A 17,076-nucleotide genomic window follows, 5' to 3' on the forward strand; every position below is an offset into this window, starting at 1 on the left:
CATTTAAATACGAGATTTTTTTAGCACCTCATTATCTACGTCTATTATAATAGTTCGAGAGCCAATTTTCTTTACATACTCCCAAGGTACTTCAATGAGTTCACTACTTTTAAAAAAACTAAAAGTAGCTTTATTATCGTTTAATATTAATAATTTTAATACACCACGTTCATCTATTACAATATCATTATTGCCTAAAAAATTGTATTTATCGCCATCATTAATATTTATAATCTCGTATCTTTCCATTTCGCTTAAATACTTAATATTATCTTCCATAATATCACCTCTTATTATAATTCCCATAGAAATAATTATGAGAATTAAGCTGAAGTTATGCAAGAAAAAAGTATTTACTTAAAACTAAATCTATTATTTTTTTATCTCAATTAGATTATCTTTATAAATTTCTTTTAAAAGCCTTATGTCTTTACCTACAAAAGCACTACTTTGTATGCCTTTTCTAAAAGTAAGCTCCTTAACTCTTTCTACACTGCCCATATCAATTTTATCTATTTTCTTAATTACATCACTTGGAGTGTTTATTTTATTTAAAAATAACACAGATTTCCCATTACTAAACATTCTACTGCTAGTACTTTCAAGTCCTAAAATATAATTTCCTTTTAATTGTTCTTTACTTTTTTGAAGTTTTTCATTAGTGATATTCTCTTTTGAAAATTTATTAACTTCATTAAGTATAACATCAATTGCCTCTTTAATATACTTAGGATTTAATCCTGCATATACATTTACAAGACCATTATTTACATGAGAAGACATATATAAATATATAGAATAACAAATTCCTAATTCTTCTCTTATCTTTTGAAAGAGAATAGATGCAGCTCCTCCACCTAATATATTAGATAATAGTATTAATGTATATAAATCATCGTCACCTATTCTTAGTCCCGGCATTCCTAGATTTATATGAAGTTGCTCTATATCTTTACGTCTAAAATAATTATTATTTAATATCTTCGGCGTAGAGTATACAGTTATATTTTTATCATCATATTGCCAGTTTCCAAAATATTTCTCTACAATTTTTTCTATGTTTTTCATATCTATTTTTCCACATATAGATATAACACAATTTTCTGGTATGTAATGAGATTTTAAATATGAAACTATCATTTCCTTATTAAAAGATCTTACTGTATCCTCAGTTCCTAGTATAGGAAGTGAAAGCCCATCATTTCCCCAAACAGCCTCAGCATGTAAGTCCATCAACACATCTTCTGCACTATCCTCACTCATATTTATTTCTTCAATTATAACACCTTTCTCCTTTTCAATATCTTCTTCATTAAATAGACTATTAAAAAGCATATCAGATAATAATTCAAGTCCTAATTCTAAATGAGTATCTAAAGTTTTAATATAATAACAAGTAGCTTCTTTACCTGTAAATGCATTTATTTGACCACCTACATTTTCAATATCCTCTGCTATTTGTTTAGAGTCTCTATTAATAGTACCTTTAAAAAGCATATGTTCTATAAAATGAGATACTCCATTATTAATGCTATTCTCATTTCTAGAACCATTTTCAACCCATAATCCAACTGACACAGAGTTAAAATGCTCTATATTTTCTACTACCACTTTTAATCCATTATTTAAAGTAAACAAATTATACATTTCATCTCTCCTTATTGAAGATATTTCCTTTAATATACCAATTCACAATGTAAAATTCACAATTAAAATTACTCCTAATTATAGATTTAACATTTAAAATAAAATAACTAGTCAAAGATGGAGCTAATATTTTGTGCCAATCAAGAAAAATGGTTTTGCATATAGTTATCATAATTATGTTCAGTTAAACGTAGACGCAATATAACACAAAATAACCTACCATAATGGCTAATTATTCTTTTTAAGATGCCTATATTTTTTAGGCTTTATTATGTCAATTAATTTATAAATGATTAATTATTTCTTTAATTATATATTATGAACTATTCATTGCAAATTGAATATGTTTAAATTTAAACCTAAAAGTAACATTTATTTTAGTTCTAAATTAAATTTCTAAAATAATAGTACTATTTATATATTTTCTTCAATTTTTCGTATAAATATTAGTATAATATCAATTATTTATTAAAAAGTACAGTAAAAAATACCCAAATATAAAAAGCACTTTAAAAATATAATATTTATATAAAAACTTAAAATAAAAGTTTTTGAGTGTAGATTGTTGAAAAAAGATTTCTATCTCAATTCTTAATTATTTATTTTTAACTTTACAAATAAGCAAATTAAAAAAATAAAAAGGCATTATGCCCTTCTATTTGTTATTACTTATCAATTTTATCTTCTTCTGTTTCTTTAATAGCATCTTTTCTTGAAAGATTAACTCTTCCTTGATTATCTATCTCTGTTACCTTAACTAATATCTCGTCTCCTACAGAAACAATATCTTCTACCTTGTTTACTCTTGCAGTATCTAGTTTAGATATATGAACTAAACCTTCTTTTCCAGGTAATAATTCTACAAAGGCTCCAAAAGTAGCAATTTTAGTTACTTTACCAAGATAAATTTCTCCTACTTCAACTTCTTTAGTAAGTTCTTTTATCATTTTTAAAGCCATATTTGCTCCAACACTGTCATTAGACATAATAACAACCTTACCATCATCATTAGTATCTATTTTAACACCAGTTTCAGCTATAATTTTCTTTATAGTTTTTCCACCTGGTCCTATGATATCTCTAATTTTATCTGGATTAACATTTATTGTATATAATCTTGGTGCATATGGTGATAACTCTTGTCTTGCTTCTGGTATACATTCTTTTATTTTATCTAAAATATATAATCTAGCTTTTCTAGCATTTTCTATAGAAGTTCTTATACAATAATCAGATAATCCTTTTATTTTTGTATCTACTTGTATAGAAGTTATACCTTTTTCAGTTCCTGCAACTTTAAAGTCCATATCTCCAAAGAAGTCTTCAATACCTTGAATATCTGTTAACACTTCTTCTTCTGATAAATCTTCACTAGTTATTAATCCCATAGCTATACCTGCTGCTGGTCTTTTTATTGGAACCCCTGCATCTAATAATGCTAATGTACTACCACATACACTTGCCTGAGATGTAGATCCATTTGAACTTAATACCTCAGATACTAATCTTATAGTATATGGAAAATCTTCAATTGAAGGAATTAATGGTTCTAATGCTCTTTCTGCTAAAGCACCATGTCCTATTTCTCTTCTTCCTGGTCCACGTAGTGGTTTAACCTCTCCTACACTATAAGCTGGGAAATTATAATGATGCATATATCTTTTAAATTCTTCTTCTCCAAGGCCGTCAATTATTTGAACATCTCCAAGTGCACCTAGAGTAGCAACGGTCATTACCTGAGTTAATCCTCTTGTAAATAATCCTGTACCATGTGTTCTTGGAAGTAATTCTGTTTCACAGCTAATTTTTCTTATTTCATCAAAACCTCTTCCATCCGGTCTTCTCTTGTCATGAAGAAGCATATACCTAACTATTTCTTTTTGAAGATTATAAACTGTTTCTGATATATCAGACATTTTATCTTCATATTTTTCTCCAAAAGCTTCACTAATTTTTTCTTTAATTTCTGAAACCTTATTATTTCTTTCATCTTTATCAGTAGTATACATTGCATCTTTTAACATATCATATGCAAAGTTTCTTATGTCTTCTTCTAAATTTTCATCAATTTTGTGTATCTCTGGAGTTACTTTTTCCTTTCCAAACTTCGCCATAGCCTCTTCTTGGAATGCAACTATTTTTTTACACTCTTCAAATCCAAAGTTTATAGCTTCTATCATTGTTTCTTCTGGAATTTCATCTCCACCAGCTTCTATCATCATAATTCTTTCTTTAGTTGCACAGACAGTTAATGATAATGTACTTTTTTCTCTTTGAGCTACTGTTGGATTTATAATAAATTGTTCATCTACTAGACCAACAGATACTGTTCCTACAGCATCAGTAAATGGTATGCTAGATAAACATAATGCCATTGATGCAGCATTCATAGCTAATATTTCTGGAAGATTATCTTGTTCAACAGATACTACTGTACAAACTACTTGAACATCATTTCTATACCCCTTTGGAAATAGAGGTCTTATAGGTCTATCTATAGCTCTTCCATTTAATATTGCCTTCTCAGATGGCTTACCTTCTCTTTTGATAAATCCTCCTGGAATTTTTCCTACTGCATATAATCTTTCTTCATATTCAACACTTAGAGGGAAAAAGTCTATTCCATCTCTTGGTTCTTCTGAAGCGTTTACATTAACAAGTACTACTGTATCTCCATAATTCATAAATATTGCACAGTTTGAAAGCATTCCAACTTTACCATATTCAACTTTCATGGTTCTTCCTGCTACAGTAGTTTCTAATGTATTAATCATAGTTTTGCCTCCTTTCAATAATTATTAATAGTATTGTCAAATATAATTAGTTATATTTACCTAAAAAATATAAGTTAAAATAATAGAGCGGCTTAGCCGCTCTAACTATTTTCTTATTCCTAACTCAGCTATTAAAGCACGGTATCTTTCGATATCTTGCTTCTTTAAGTAATTTAAAAGTCCTTTTCTTTGTCCAACCATCATTAAAAGACCTCTTCTTGAATGGTGATCTTTTTTGTGAACTTTTAAGTGCTCAGTTAACTCTTTTATTCTCTCTGTTAATAAAGCAACTTGAACTTCTGGTGATCCTGTATCTCCTTCAGTTCTAGCGAATTTTACCATTATTTCTTGTTTTTTAGCCTTATCCATGTTAAAAACACCTCCGATTGTAATATCCCCTTGTCCCAAGTATACCGTTGGCAATTCAGTAAACTTAGCATAAGGTTCAGACCAATTATAGCAAATAATTTTCTTTTTGTAAATTATTTATTATAACTTTCTTTTAAAATTAACTAGTTTATATATAGGACTTCTTAATATAAATTTAATTTGTAGAATATTTTTAATTCCATAGTAAAAATTCTTCTTTATGGATAAAAAATGAAGAATTATGATTAGAACTTTAACGCTAAAGCCTTTGAAGTTTTTTAAATAAATTTTATATTAATTGCCTATATATCTAACATATTTTGATTTTTAACAAATTTCTTATCTTTATTCAATTGAGCTATTAATTCTTCTAAAGAATTAAAACTTTTTTCTTCTCTAATTTTATGTAAAAAGAATATTTCTACAGATTCTCCATATATATCTTCATGAAAATCTAATATATTTGTTTCAACACAAAGCTTTTTTCCTTTTACTGTAGGATTATATCCTACATTAGTCATAGCTTTATAAAGCCTATCTTTATATTTAACCAAACTATAATAAACTCCACCTTGAGGAAGTACAAATTTTTTATCATAATCTAAATTTATAGTGGGAAATCCTATAGTTCGTCCTATCTGTCTACCTTTAATAATCTGCCCACTTAACATAAAAGGCCTTCCTAGCATTACATTTGCCTTTTCAATTTCTCCCTCTTGTATATAGTTTCTTATTTTAGAACTACTTATTATTTCATCTTTTAATTTAACAGGCTTAGCTACATAAAGTTTAAATCCTAAAATTTCACTGTACTTCTTTAAAAGTTCAACATCTCCTAAATTCTTATATCCAAATCTATAGTTAAAACCTACAATTACACCTACTGCATTATAGCAATTTACTAAGTTTTTGATAAAGTCTTCTGGACTTATTCTCATAAAATTATCATCAAAGGTAATAAAATTTATCACATCTACTCCTAGCTTTTCTAAAACCTCAATTTTATGATCATTATCCATTATAAGCTTAGGTGCAACATCTTCATTTATAACTGTTAAAGGATGATTCTCAAAGGTACATACCATTGTTCTAGCATTAACAAAATTTAAATTCTCTTCTTTATTTCTATTATACTTCTTGGCCATCTCTATTGATTTTTTTATAAGAGACTTATGGCCAAGATGAATTCCATCAAAACTACCTAAAACTATAAAGGTAGGGAAATCTAACTTCTCATTAAAATTATCCTTTATTATCTTCATACTTATATCCTCTAGATTAAAACCTTTATCAATTTAAAACCTACATCATTTTTTCTACCTATTCCAACTAAGTTGTTTTCTTCATCATAAACTCTGTAAATTTCATCTTTCTCTATCTTTGATGTAAAGCTTTTATCCTTTAATATGACACCATTAAGAAGAAGAGTTTTAAATTTAATATTAGCTACTACCTTAGGATAGTTTAAAAAAGCATTTTCTATAGGAATAATATAATCATATATATTTTCCTTATTTAAAGATTCTATATTTATACTATTTTCTTTAGTAAATTTACCTGTAGCTGTTCGTTCTAATGCACTCATCATAGCACCACAGCCTAATTTTTCTCCTATGTCATAACATAAACTTCTAATATAAGTACCTTTAGAGCAGTTTACTTCCATCTTTACATAAGGAAGATTAATTTCTAAAACCTTTATATCATGTATAGTTACACTTCTAGCTTCTCTTTCAATTTCTATACCTTCTCTTGCAAGTTCATAAAGCTTTTTACCATTTACTTTAAGTGCTGAATACATTGGTGGAACTTGTTTTATGTCTCCTTTAAAAGAATATACAGCTTCCATTACTTCTTCTGCCGTAACATTCACATCACACTTTCTTATTACTTTTCCCTCAATATCATAAGTATCTGTTACTTCTCCTAGCTTTAATTCTGCAACATAAACCTTATTATTTTCCATAATGTAATCAATAGCTTTAGTGGCTTTACCTATACAAATAGGTAAAACCCCACAAGCTTCAGGATCTAAAGTTCCACAATGACCAACTTTTTTTTCATTGGTAAGCTTTCTTATAATTCTAACTACATCAAAAGAAGTGATTTTTGTTGGCTTATAAATATTTAATATACCAAAAATATTTTTTTTATTAGAAATATCTTTATTTTCTCTATCTAAGTTCATTATATCAACTCTTTTTCTAATATAGTTATTAACTTCTCTTTTATAGTTTGTATATTACTTTCTGCCACAAAGCCTGCTGCTCTAATATGTCCACCACCATTAAAGTCCTCTGCAACTTTTCTTACATCAACCTTATTTTTTGAACGTAAGCTAACTTTAACACCATCTTCCGATTCCTTAATCAGTACTGTTACTTCTGCACCTTCAACTTTACTTCCAAATGCTATTAAGTCAGATGTATCTGAGCCATCTAGATCCAGTTCCTCTAATATTTTATTAGTAAGTTCCATAAATACAACTTTTTTATTACATTCTAAAGTCATAGTTTCTATAACTTTTCCATAAAGCTTAACTTTATTAAAACTTTTATTATCAAAAATAATTCTATGAATCTCACTAAAATCAATACCTGTATTTATTATATCCCCTGCAATGTTATGAGTATCACTAGTAGTATTAGAATGTCTAAAGGAGCCAGTGTCGGTTAATAATGAAGTATATAATGCTACTCCTATTTCCTTAGTTAGGTTTATATCTAGTAGCTTTAATATTTCATATACAATTTCTCCTACCGCTGCCGCATTAGTATTTACATAGTTTACATCTCCATATAATTCATTTGACATATGATGATCCACATTAATTAACGTATAATCCCTATCTTTTAAAAGAATTTCTGCATTAATTCTTTTAAAATCTCCACAATCTAATACAATGACTAAGTCTGTATCTTGTTCTACATTATAATTTTCACCAGTTATCTCTTCTGAACAAGGTAAATAAGTAAATGTTTCAGGAATAGCTTCCTTACAAAGAATAGTACAGTCTTTTCCTATACTCCTAAGTGCTAAAGTAAGTGCTGTACTACTTCCTAGAGAATCACCATCTGGAGAAGTGTGAAAGGTAATAGCAATTTTTTTACTTTCTTTAATTTTCTCAATAACATTATTTATTGTCATTGCTATTTTGCTCCTTTATTTGCTCAAGTAATGAATCTAAGTGTTGTGCTCTATCAAGGGTATTATCTAACTCTATAATAACTTCAGGTATATGTCTTATTTTAACATTTTTAGCTATTTCTTTTCTTATAAATCCTACAGAACTTTTAAGAGCTGAATAACTATCTTCTTTTTCTTTTTCACTACCAAAAATACTTACATATATCTTTGCATAGCTTAAATCTTTGCTTACATCTACATCAGTTACGCTTATCATTGCAGTTAATCTAGGGTCTTTTATTTTATTTTGTATTGTGTTACTTACGTCTCTTTTTATTTCCTCGTTAATTCTACCGCTTCTATACTTTGTCACGTAACTCACTCCTTATGTTTATATTTGTTTAGGTTTGATTTCCTCCATAGTATAAGCTTCAAGGATATCTCCTTCTTTTATGTCATTGAATTTCTCTATACTTAAACCACATTCAAAACCAGCTGCAGCCTCTTTAACATCATCTTTAAATCTCTTTAATGATGCTAATGTTGATTCAAATATAACTATACCTTCTCTTAAAATTCTTACACTTGAATGTCTAGTAATCTTTCCATTTAGAACATAGCATCCTGCAATTGTACCTACATTAGAAATTTTATAAACCGCTCTTACTTCTACTCTTCCTTGTATAACTTCTTTATACTCTGGATCAAGCATTCCCACCATTGCAGATTTAATATCTTCAATAGCGTCATATATTATTCTATAAGTTTTAATTTCAACGCTTTCTTTTTCTCCAGCAGCTATAGCATTTCCATCTGGTCTTACATTAAATCCTATTATAATTGCATTAGAAGCTGATGCTAGCGTAACATCTGTTTCAGTTATAGCTCCAACACCACCATGGATTACCCTAACTTTAACATTATCTGTTGAAAGTTTTTCTAGTGATTGTCTTATAGCTTCTACAGAGCCTTGTACGTCTGCTTTTACTATGACGCTAAGCTCTTTAACTTTTCCCTCTTGAATCTGGCTATATAAGTTTTCCATAGAAACTTTGTTAGATGCTGTAAAGTTTTCTTGTCTTATTTTTTCTTTTCTCTTATCTGCCATGTTTCTAGCTGTTTTCTCATCTTTAACAACATTAAATCTGTCTCCAGCTGCTGGAACCTCAGATAGTCCTAAAACTTCTACTGGTATTGATGGTCCAGCAGATTTTATTTTATTACCTTTATCATCTATCATAGCTCTTATTCTTCCATAAGTTGTTCCTACGATTATTGAATCTCCAACACTTAATGTTCCATTTTGAACAAGTAATGAAGCTACCGGTCCTCTACCTTTATCAAGTTTAGCTTCTATAACTGTTCCTTTAGCCCTTCTTTCTTTATTAGCAGTTAGCTCTAACATTTCTGAAGTTATTACTACCATTTCCAGTAATGTATCAATACCTTCTCTTGTATGAGCAGATACTGGAACACATATTGTATCTCCGCCCCAATCTTCAGCAATTAATCCATGCTCAGTTAACTCTTGTTTAACTTTGTCTGGATTTGCTGATGGTTTATCCATTTTATTTATAGCAACTATCATTGGCACATTAGCTGCTTTACAGTGGTTAATAGCTTCAGCAGTTTGTGGCATTATTCCATCATCTGCTGCAACAACTAATATAACAACATCAGTAATTTGTGCTCCTCTAGCTCTCATTGCAGTAAAAGCTTCGTGTCCCGGTGTATCAAGAAAAGTAATCTTTTCATCATTTACATCAACAGTATAAGCTCCTATATGTTGAGTAATTCCACCTGCTTCTGTAGCAGTAACTTTAGATTTTTTAATAGCATCTAATAATGAAGTCTTACCATGGTCAACGTGTCCCATAACAGTAACTACAGGTGGTCTTTTTTCTCCATCTTTTTCTTCCTCAAAGTTATCATCTATATCTACTTCTTCACCAAGTTTTCCTGCTTCTTCTTCTTTTAATACTGCCATTGAACCAAACTTTTCAACAACTTTTTCAGCAATGTTAAAGTCTATTTCTTGATTCATATTAGCCATAACACCTAAGAAAATTAATTGTTTAATAACTTCTACAGGTGATTTTTTAAGCTTTTCTGCTAAATCTTTAACAATTATAGTTTTTTCCATCTCTATAACTTCGTCTGGTGTTGATTCTGAATCTAAATCTTCTTCATCCCTATTTCTCATCTTGTTTTTATTTTTTTTCTTATTTAACTTATTTACATTCTCATTTTCGATATTTTCATAATGCTCTATTGTTTCATTTGTATTTGCTTTTTGATCTGCAAATAATTCTTTAATAAGCTCAGCATCTTCCTCATCTATCACACTCATATGATTCTTAGCCTCTATACCAAACTCTTCGAAAAGCACTGTGATTAAATCTTTACTTAAAACTTCTAACTCTTTAGCTAATTCGTATATTCTTACTTTCGCCAAAGCTTTCACCTCCGAATTTGTATGTTATTATGCTATTGCCATAAATCAATAAGTTTTTCACTCATATTTTTATCTTTTACACATAATACATTTATTTCTTCTCGTCCTAAGGAAATACCTAATTGAAATTTAGGCACATTCTCCAATAAAGGAATCTCTCTATCACTACAGTATCTTTTAAATTTATCCTTAGTATTTTCTGAACACTCTAGTGATAATATTACAAGATAAACCTTTTGTTTTTTTATCGCCTCTTCACATTTATTATATCCCTCTATCAAATTCCCTGACTTTTTAGTAAGTCCTAAAAATTGATAAAACTTATTGGTCATATCCCATCTCTTCCTTTAATCTTTCAAATATATCATCACTGATTTTACCTTCAAGATTTCTCTCTAACCTTTTTGCTTTTACGGACTTTTCTAAGCATTCTATATTTTTACAAATATATGCTCCTCGTCCTGGCTTTTTCCCAGTAGTATCAATAGAGATCTCTCCTTCTTTATTTCTAACTACTCTTATAAGCTCTTTTTTAGGCTTCATCTCCATACAGCCAGTGCACATTCTTTGTGGTATTTTTTTCACCTTCATAGATATCACCTACTCTAGAATTTCATTTATCTCAGTTTCTTCATTAACGTCAATAACATCTAAAGCTGTGTAAGCTTGAGATTTGCTTTTTATATCAATTTTCCATCCAGTTAATCTTGCTGCTAATCTTACGTTTTGGCCTTCTTTACCTATAGCAAGTGATAACTGGTTATCATCAACTACAACTTTAGCACTTTTATTTTCTTCATCTACTTTAACTTCTAAAATTTTAGCTGGGCTTAATGAATTAGCAATATATTCTTCAGGAAGCTTGCTGTATTTTATAATATCAATTTTTTCATTTTTAAGTTCATTTACAATGCTTTGTACTCTTATTCCTTTAGGACCAACACAAGCACCCATTGCATCAACATTTTCATCTTTTGAATGTACAGCTATCTTTGTTCTTGAACCTGCTTCTCTTGATATACTTTTAATCTCTACAATACCACTATATATCTCTGGCACTTCTCTTTCAAATAATCTCTTAACTAAACCTGGATGAGTTCTTGAAACTACTACTTGAGCACCCTTTGTAGTATTTCTAACTTCAACTATATATAAACTAAGCTTTTCATTGAAAACATACTCTTCTCCAGGCATTTGTTCATTAGGTCCAAGTACTGCTTCTATTTTGCCTAAATTAATAAATACATTTCCTCTATCTTTTCTTATTACTGTTCCTGTAATTATATCATATTCCTTTGCTATAAATTCATTGTATATGATATTTCGTTCTGCTTCCTTGATTCTCTGTATAACAACTTGCTTTGCAGATTGCGCTGCTACTCTACCAAACTGTCTTGGAGTAACCTCTATTTCTGCTATATCTCCTATTGTATATCTTGGGCTTATTTCTTTAGCTTCTTCTAATAGAATTTCACAACTTTCATCGTAAATCTCATCTACAACTTCCTTTTGTGCGTAAACATGAATTTCACCAGAATCTCTATTCATTGTAACCTTTACATTTTGACCGCTATTTGGAGAATTAGCATAGTTCTTTTTGTATGCAGCAACTAATGCATCTTCAATTGTGCTAAATAATACATCTTCACTTATTCCTTTTTCTCTTACTATCTCTTTAAGTGCGTCTATAAATTCTTCATTCATCTCATTATCCTCCTATAACGTCGGATTTAAATTCACTACTGATACTTTGTCTCTTGGAATCGTTACTGGAGCATTATCAATTTCAATCACTAAATTTAAAGTATCAAAGTCTTTTAAATTTCCTTCATATTTTTTCTTTCCATTTAATAAACTGTTCAAAATAACTTTTACATCTTGATTTAAATACTTCTCAAAATGAGCTTCTGTAAATAATGTTCTAAATACTCCTGGAGAAGAAACTTCTAAATTGTATTCATCTGAAATTGGATCTTCAATATCTAATATGTCACTAATTTCTCTGCTTACTTTCTCGCAATCAGAAAGAGAAATTCCTTTTTCGTTATCTATATAAACTCTAAAAATATATTCCCCTGCTTCTCTTACATACTCTAAATAATAAAGCTCACAATTATTTTTCTCTACTATAGGCTTTGCAAGAGATGTAAGTCTTTCAACTAATGGGCCATTTTGCATAACTACTACCTCCTTATTTAATTTTTGTTTAGTTTAAATCTAAAAATATATAATAAAACGCAACGAATAGATGTTGCGTTTTTAATAAATAGAGAGTAGGCAAAACCTACTCTCTCCAACTAAATTTGTCATAACTCACTAAACTAACCAAAATTATATCATAGTTTAAGCTTAATTTCAAGTAAATTGCCATCTTAAAATAAGCATAATTGATTAGTTTCTGGTAAGCCTTCCAAAGCACCATGATTATCTAAGGCTTCAATTACTGTTTTAGAAACTTTACTTCTAATTCGTAAATCTTCTTTGGAGATAAATTCTCCATCAGCTCTAGCTTCCATAATACTCTTAGCTGCATTCTGCCCAACACCTTGAAGTCCACTAATAGGAATTCTAACCAGTTCTCCTTCTATGGTAAATTTAGTAGCATCAGATTTATATATATCCACTGGTAAGAATTTTATACCTCTTTTATACATTTCGTAAGATAATTCTAATATGGTGAGTAGTCCTTTTTCTTTAGGTCCTACATTATTTCCCAAAGCGTTTATCTCGTCCATCTTAGCCTTCATAGCTTCTTCCCCTTTAATTACTATATCTCCATCAAAATCGTCTGCTCTTACAGTGAAATAGGTTGCATAGTAAGCTTTAGGATAATACACTTTATAATAAGCTATTCTAACTGCCATCATAACATAGGCCGCCGCATGGCCTTTAGGAAACATGTACTTAATTTTTTTACAAGATCCTATATACCAATCTGGCACATCATGCTCTCTCATTATTTTTTCATGCTCCTCTGAAAGCCCTTTACCCTTTCTAACTTTTTCCATTATAGTAAATGCAGTCTTAGGAGGAAGTCCTTTATATATTAGATATACCATAATGTCATCTCTTGTAGCTATACAATCTTTAAGTGTTGTATATCCTTCCTTAATATAGTATTGAGCATTATTAAGCCATACATCTGTACCATGAGAAAGTCCTGAAATTCTCACTAGATCAGAAAATGTCTTAGGCTGTGTATCTATAAGCATTTGTCTAACAAATTTTGTACCAAATTCCGGTATCCCATAGCTACCTACTTCACATCCTAACTCTTCTTTAGTTAAGCCTAAAGCTTCCGTAGAAGTAAATATACTTATAACTTTAGGATCTGAAAGTGGTATAGTCTTAGGATCAAGTCCAGTTATATCCTGTAGCATTCTAAGCACTGTAGGATCATCGTGACCAAGTATATCTAATTTTAATAACCTACCACTTATAGAATGATAATCAAAGTGAGTAGTTATTATATCTGATGTAGAATCATCTGCGGGACGTTGAATTGGACAGAAATTAAATATTTCATTATCATTAGGTACAACCATTATACCGCCTGGATGCTGTCCCGTAGTTCTCTTAACTCCTGTACATCCTAATGTGAGCCTTTCAATTTCAGCTGATGTTGCATACTTTCCTTTTCCATCTAAATATTTCTTAACAAATCCATAGGCAGTTTTTTCTGCAATAGTACCTATAGTACCTGCCTTAAAGGTATATCCTTCTCCAAAAAGAACTTCTGTATATTTATGAATATCACCTTGGTTATCTCCAGAAAAGTTAAGGTCTATATCTGGTTCTTTATCCCCTTCAAATCCTAAGAAAGTTTCAAATGGTATATCATGCCCATCTTTATTGTAGACAGTACCACATTTTTCACAATTTTTATCTGGAAGGTCTACTCCTGAAGCTACAGATCCATCCATAAAAAATTCACTATGTTTACAATTAGGGCATACATAATGCGGTGGAAGACCATTTACTTCTGTTATATCTGTCATAGTTGCAACAAATGAAGAACCAACAGATCCCCTAGAACCAACCAAATATCCATCAGCTATAGACTTAGCAACAAGCTTATGGGCAATTAAATAAAGTACTGCATACCCATTATTTATTATAGAATTAAGTTCTTTATCTAACCTTTTTTGAATAACTTCTGGTAAATTTTCTCCATATATAGAATGAACCTTTTTCATAGTCATATTTCTTATATCATCTTCTGCACCTTCTATTTTAGGAGGATAGGTTTCATCTGGTATAGGTTTTACAGCTTGAACTTCATCGGATATTTTATTAGGATTTACTATTACAACCTCTCGTGCTTTTTCTTCTCCTAAATAGGAAAATTCCTTAAGCATCTCATTAGTAGTTTTTAAATACAACGGAGCTTGATTATCCGCATCGGAAAATCCTTGACCCGCCATTAATATTCTTCTAAATACCTCATCTGTAGGATTTAGAAAATGAACATCCCCTGTGGCTACCACAGGTTTATTATATTTTTCTCCTAAATCACAAATTTTCTTGTTTATACTCCTAAGTTCTTCTTCATTTTTAACATTTCCATTTTGTATTAAAAATCTATTATTATCTATGGGCTGTATTTCTAAATAATCATAAAGCTTTACTATATTCTCCATTTCCTCTACAGATTTTCCTTGAAGTACTTCTCTATATATTTGACCTGCTTCACAGGCAGAACCTATAATAAGCCCTTCTCTATATTTTTCAATAAGACTTTTAGGTATTCTTGGTCTTCTGTAGAAATGCTCTAAATTAGAATAGGATATAAGCTTATATAAATTTTTAAGACCTTCTTGAGTTTTCGCCAATATAATTATATGGTATGTCATTGCTTTTTTTATATCAAAACTTCCTAAAAATTCGCTATTTAAAGAATTAATATCTAATATATCCCTTTCTCTAAGCATGTTAAAGCAATGCAAAACTATCTCTGCGGTTGCCTTAGCATCATCTACTGCTCTATGATGATTTTCTAAAGATATACCTATGTGCTTACATATCACATTTAGCTTATATCTTTTTAGGTCTGGAAATAAAAACTTTGCTAATGGTATTGTGTCCATTATCGGGTTTTTAAATTCTAATCCTAATCTTTTACAATTTTTCATTATAAATGATGTATCAAAGGAAGCATTATGTGCAGCTATTATACTATCACCTATAAAATCCATGAACTTAGGAAGTATAGAGGTTATATCCTCAGCATCTTTGACCATGTCGTTATTAATACCTGTGAGTTCTGTTATTTCATAAGGAATAGCTCTATTAGGGTTTACAAATTCATTAAATCTATCTATAATTTTCCCATTTTCTATCTTTACAGCACCAATTTCTATAATACTATCATTCTCACTAGAAAATCCTGTAGTCTCTATATCAAACACCACAAAACTATCATCTAGTGTTCTTCCTTCTCCATTTAAAACAATTGGAACTCCATCATCTACTAAATAGCCTTCCATTCCATATATAACCTTTATATCATTCTTTTTTGCAGCATCCATAGCTTCTGGAAAAGCTTGTGCCACTCCATGATCTGTTATAGCAATAGCACTATGTCCCCATTTAGCTGCGGTTTCAATTAATTTTGACGCAGAAGTCACTCCATCCATGGCGCTCATAGTAGTATGAGCATGCAATTCTACTCTTTTTTCTTCACTAGTGTCATTTCTTTCAATTTTATGCATCTTAACTATATGCTTACCCATTATAACTATCTCTCTAGCATAAGTATCATATATAACTTCACCACTAACTTTACAATAAAGTCCTACCTTTAGATTTTCCTGTAACCTTTCAAGCTCTTGATTCTTTAAAAAACATTTTATAGTTATAGAACTTGTATAATCCGTTACATAAAAAGTAGGAATTATCCTTCCAGTTTTGGTTTCAATAATCTCTACCTTAAATACATCCCCACAGATAGAAACAAATCCTGAAGTTTGATCTAATTCTTCGATAGGAGTTATTTCGCCATTTACATGTCTACCAACAATAACATTTTCGTCTTTAATATCTGTTTTAGTACTTTCAAATCTATTTTTTTTGTATCCTCCTTGATTTGAACTTGATGAGGATTTAGGTTTTGAATTTTCCTTAGATACTGTCATAGGTTTGTCTTTCATAACTTCTTGAATTATGTTAATATTTTCTTTTTCTTTTTCTTTAAAATAGTCAAATTTTTTATCAGTATCATATTGAACTTTAACACTAGCATTTATGCCATATACTTCTTTAAGAGTAGTCCTAAGATTATGTTCCATATTTTTATTACATAGTAAATCACAAATAAATCTATTTGAAATAAATATAATTAAAGTATCATCTTCCACTGTTTTTTTGCAATTTAAAAGTACTGTTCTTAGAGCTGGACTTTTTGAGGTTACAGCCGCAACAACATCAGTCCAATACATAGAACAAATCTCTTCAAGATTAGCAGATTTTATATCTATATACCATATAAATTCTAAGTCATTAAAGGAAGGTAAAATGTTTTTTAGGAGTTTTTCTACTCTTGGTTTATTTTCTTCTTTTACACTGCTATTGCCTTTAATGTGTATCCTCAATTTTCCGCTTTTTTTAAGGTACTGAACTCTCAGTACCTTAATATCATATTGGCATATTTCTTCATCTTCATTTAAATGATTCTTTAAAATATCAACTAGGCTTACGTTCATATTC

Annotated in this window: 14 protein-coding genes; all 14 read right to left on the reverse strand. The window is 29.7% G+C overall.

Annotation, left to right across the window (positions count from 1 at the left end):
• Window positions 1-3: 3 nt before the first annotated feature.
• A complete protein-coding gene (locus ACY1IQ_RS03940; RefSeq protein WP_461612738.1) occupies window positions 4-279 on the reverse strand; it encodes a YlmC/YmxH family sporulation protein in 276 nt (91 codons plus the stop codon).
• A gap of 93 nt (window positions 280-372) precedes the next feature.
• Window positions 373-1,647, reverse strand: coding sequence for a M16 family metallopeptidase (locus ACY1IQ_RS03945; RefSeq protein ID WP_461612739.1), 1,275 nt, complete (start codon window positions 1,645-1,647; stop codon window positions 373-375).
• A gap of 665 nt (window positions 1,648-2,312) precedes the next feature.
• Window positions 2,313-4,421, reverse strand: a complete 2,109-nt coding sequence (locus ACY1IQ_RS03950) for a polyribonucleotide nucleotidyltransferase (RefSeq protein WP_461612740.1) — start codon at window positions 4,419-4,421, stop codon at window positions 2,313-2,315.
• Window positions 4,422-4,526: 105 nt separating this feature from the next.
• On the reverse strand, window positions 4,527-4,790 hold the full coding sequence (gene rpsO / locus ACY1IQ_RS03955; RefSeq protein ID WP_039631981.1) for a 30S ribosomal protein S15: 264 nt from the start codon (window positions 4,788-4,790) through the stop codon (window positions 4,527-4,529).
• A 302-nt stretch (window positions 4,791-5,092) separates the two neighbouring features.
• The gene (locus ACY1IQ_RS03960; RefSeq protein WP_461612741.1) at window positions 5,093-6,052 is read right to left on the reverse strand and encodes a bifunctional riboflavin kinase/FAD synthetase; all 960 of its coding nucleotides are present in this window, start codon (window positions 6,050-6,052) and stop codon (window positions 5,093-5,095) included.
• Between the two features lie 11 nt (window positions 6,053-6,063).
• On the reverse strand, window positions 6,064-6,933 hold the full coding sequence (gene truB, locus ACY1IQ_RS03965) for a tRNA pseudouridine(55) synthase TruB (protein ID WP_461612849.1): 870 nt from the start codon (window positions 6,931-6,933) through the stop codon (window positions 6,064-6,066).
• A 44-nt stretch (window positions 6,934-6,977) separates the two neighbouring features.
• Window positions 6,978-7,937 (reverse strand): DHH family phosphoesterase, encoded by a 960-nt coding sequence (locus ACY1IQ_RS03970; RefSeq protein WP_461612742.1) that lies wholly within the window; start codon window positions 7,935-7,937, stop codon window positions 6,978-6,980.
• A complete protein-coding gene (gene rbfA, locus ACY1IQ_RS03975; RefSeq protein ID WP_461612743.1) occupies window positions 7,924-8,289 on the reverse strand; it encodes a 30S ribosome-binding factor RbfA in 366 nt (121 codons plus the stop codon). The genes ACY1IQ_RS03970 and rbfA overlap by 14 nt, the downstream gene beginning before the upstream one ends.
• A gap of 18 nt (window positions 8,290-8,307) precedes the next feature.
• On the reverse strand, window positions 8,308-10,371 hold the full coding sequence (gene infB, locus ACY1IQ_RS03980; protein ID WP_461612744.1) for a translation initiation factor IF-2: 2,064 nt from the start codon (window positions 10,369-10,371) through the stop codon (window positions 8,308-8,310).
• 32 nt (window positions 10,372-10,403) lie between these two features.
• Window positions 10,404-10,703 (reverse strand): ribosomal L7Ae/L30e/S12e/Gadd45 family protein, encoded by a 300-nt coding sequence (locus ACY1IQ_RS03985; protein ID WP_461612745.1) that lies wholly within the window; start codon window positions 10,701-10,703, stop codon window positions 10,404-10,406.
• Window positions 10,693-10,962 (reverse strand): RNase P modulator RnpM, encoded by a 270-nt coding sequence (gene rnpM / locus ACY1IQ_RS03990; protein WP_461612746.1) that lies wholly within the window; start codon window positions 10,960-10,962, stop codon window positions 10,693-10,695. Before rnpM ends, ACY1IQ_RS03985 begins: the two co-directional genes overlap by 11 nt.
• A gap of 9 nt (window positions 10,963-10,971) precedes the next feature.
• A complete protein-coding gene (gene nusA, locus ACY1IQ_RS03995; RefSeq protein WP_461612747.1) occupies window positions 10,972-12,075 on the reverse strand; it encodes a transcription termination factor NusA in 1,104 nt (367 codons plus the stop codon).
• Between the two features lie 12 nt (window positions 12,076-12,087).
• Window positions 12,088-12,549, reverse strand: coding sequence for a ribosome maturation factor RimP (rimP, locus tag ACY1IQ_RS04000; RefSeq protein WP_461612748.1), 462 nt, complete (start codon window positions 12,547-12,549; stop codon window positions 12,088-12,090).
• A 194-nt stretch (window positions 12,550-12,743) separates the two neighbouring features.
• On the reverse strand, window positions 12,744-17,072 hold the full coding sequence (locus tag ACY1IQ_RS04005; protein ID WP_461612749.1) for a PolC-type DNA polymerase III: 4,329 nt from the start codon (window positions 17,070-17,072) through the stop codon (window positions 12,744-12,746).
• Between the last annotated feature and the right edge of the window lie 4 nt (window positions 17,073-17,076).

The organism is Clostridium sp. Marseille-QA1073, assembly GCF_054863625.1.